This is a genomic window from Streptomyces sp., from assembly GCF_019510245.1.
GTDB lineage: Bacteria > Actinomycetota > Actinomycetes > Streptomycetales > Streptomycetaceae > Streptomyces.
On the sequence record NZ_JAEKKT010000487.1, the window covers coordinates 1 to 1,993 of the forward strand.

Annotated in this window: 2 protein-coding genes and 1 pseudogene; 2 read left to right on the forward strand and 1 reads right to left on the reverse strand. The window is 66.5% G+C overall.

The window, feature by feature from the left end:
• Both JF597_RS54440 and JF597_RS54445 read left to right on the forward strand, forming a co-directional pair.
• A partial coding sequence (locus tag JF597_RS54440) for a cellulose binding domain-containing protein (RefSeq protein ID WP_294014547.1) occupies window positions 1-294 on the forward strand: 294 nt, incomplete at its 5' end.
• A gap of 418 nt (window positions 295-712) precedes the next feature.
• Window positions 713-1,444: a hypothetical protein gene (locus tag JF597_RS54445; protein ID WP_294014549.1), complete on the forward strand. Its 732-nt coding sequence runs from the start codon at window positions 713-715 to the stop codon at window positions 1,442-1,444.
• Window positions 1,445-1,510: 66 nt separating this feature from the next.
• Here the strand turns inward: JF597_RS54445 and JF597_RS54450 are convergent.
• Window positions 1,511-1,993, reverse strand: a pseudogene (locus JF597_RS54450) (aminotransferase class V-fold PLP-dependent enzyme); the annotation flags it as partial.

Sequence of the window (1,993 nt, forward strand, 5' to 3'; positions counted from 1 at the left end):
TGCACCGCCGCCTACTCCGTCAGCAGTGACTGGGGCGGCGGCTTCAACGCCGAGGTGAAGGTGACCAATTCGGGGCCGACCGCTCTCTCCTCCTGGAAGGTGACGTGGACCTGGCCGGGCTCGCAGAAGGTCACCTCCATGTGGAACGCGTCGTACACCCAGACCGGCGCGACCGTGACCGCGACGAACGCCTCGCACAACGGGGCGGTCGCGGTGGGAGCTTCGGCGAGCTTCGGGTTCGGGGGAGCGCCGGGGGGCGGGGGTGTGCCGGCTGTGAGCTGTACGGCCGTGTGAGGGCCGGGTGACGGGGGCGCTCGGTGGGCGCCGGGCGCCCCTTCAGCAAGGCACTGCCGGCTCTGCCCTACTCATGTTCAACCCGACCTCCTGAAGCGCTCTTCCGAGCGTGTTCGTGGCGAAGTAGCGGGGGGCGCGATTCAGCCGGGGGGAGCTGCTCATCGGGGCTTGGCAATTGTCGGCGGCACGTTCACCCGTACGGTTGATCATGCGGGCGTCTGGGTGTAGAGCGTGTGTTTGCTCGATTACGTTCCGTCGCATGGTCAGTTCGCAGCATGACGCTGTACATCGGATCTTCCGGGAGGAGCCGGATCTCCTGGCCCGTCTCGTGCCGGAGACGGGCGTCAGGTTCCCCGAGTAAAGCTCGATCGAGCCACTCGACACCGATCTCACCGAGATCAGGCCGTTGGAGCGCCGGGTGGACAGCTTCTTCCGGGTCCGTACGGCCGACGACGAAGGCGGGTTTCTGCTCGCTGTCGAGTCGCAGAGCAAGCCGGACCCGGACAAGCACAACAGCTGGGCGTACTACTTGGCGCACATGTATGCCAAGTACCGGTTGCCGCCGATTCTGCTGGTGGTGTGCCGGGACAAGAAAACGGCGGAGTGGGCGAGGGGCCCCATCCGAATCGGGCGCAGTTTCCACACGAGCATGGAGGTGTTCCCCTTGGTTCTGGGGCCGATCGGCGTGCGTCCGATCACCGACCCGGAGGAGGCGGCGAAGGACTTGGCGCTCACCACTTTCTCCATTCTCATCAACGCCAAGGATCCGGGCATCCTTGCGATACTGGACGCGGTGGCACCGGTGCTGGGGCCGAACGCGGACTGGGCGGAATACATCGAGGCCGGTCTGGACGAAGGTCCCAGCCGCGATCATTGGAGGGAACTGATGGCCGTGTACACCCCGAACTTCCCTGGTTTGGGCAGCGTGATGGAGGAGACGTGGCTCGAGGTCCACGCCGATGGTGAGGCGAAGGGCGAGGCGAAGGGCGAGGCCAAGGCCATCCTCCGGGTCCTTCGCACGCGGGGTGTCGAAGTCTCCGAGTCCGTGCAGGAAAAGGTGATGGCCTGCGTCGATCTGGAGGTTCTGGAGACCTGGCTCGACCGTTCCCTGACCGTGGCAAGCGCCGAAGAGCTGTTCGTCGAGGAGTAGCCGTAAGCGCGAGCAAGGGCGCCCGGTGTTCGCCGGGCGCCCTCGTCGTCGTAGCGGAAGCGGGTGTTACAGCTTCTCGATGACGTAGTCCACGCACTTCGTCAGGGCCTCGACGTCCGCCGGGTCGATCGCCGGGAACATCGCCACGCGCAGCTGGTTGCGGCCGAGCTTGCGGTAGGGCTCGGTGTCCACGATGCCGTTGGCGCGCAGGACCTTGGCGACCGCGGCGGCGTCGATCTCGTCCGAGAAGTCGATCGTGCCGATGACCTGGGAGCGCTTGGCCGGGTCGGTGACGAACGGGGTCGCGTGCTTGGACTCCTCCGCCCAGCTGTACAGGCGCGTCGAGGAGTCCTTCGTGCGGGCCGTCGACCACGCGAGACCACCCTGGCCGTTGATCCACTCCAGCTGCTCGTTGAGGAGGAAGAGGGTGGCGAGGGCCGGGGTGTTGTACGTCTGGTTCTTGCGGGAGTTGTCGATCGCCGTCGGCAGCGAGAAGAACTCAGGGACGTGGCGGCCGGACGCGTGGATCCGCTCGGCGCGCTCGATCGC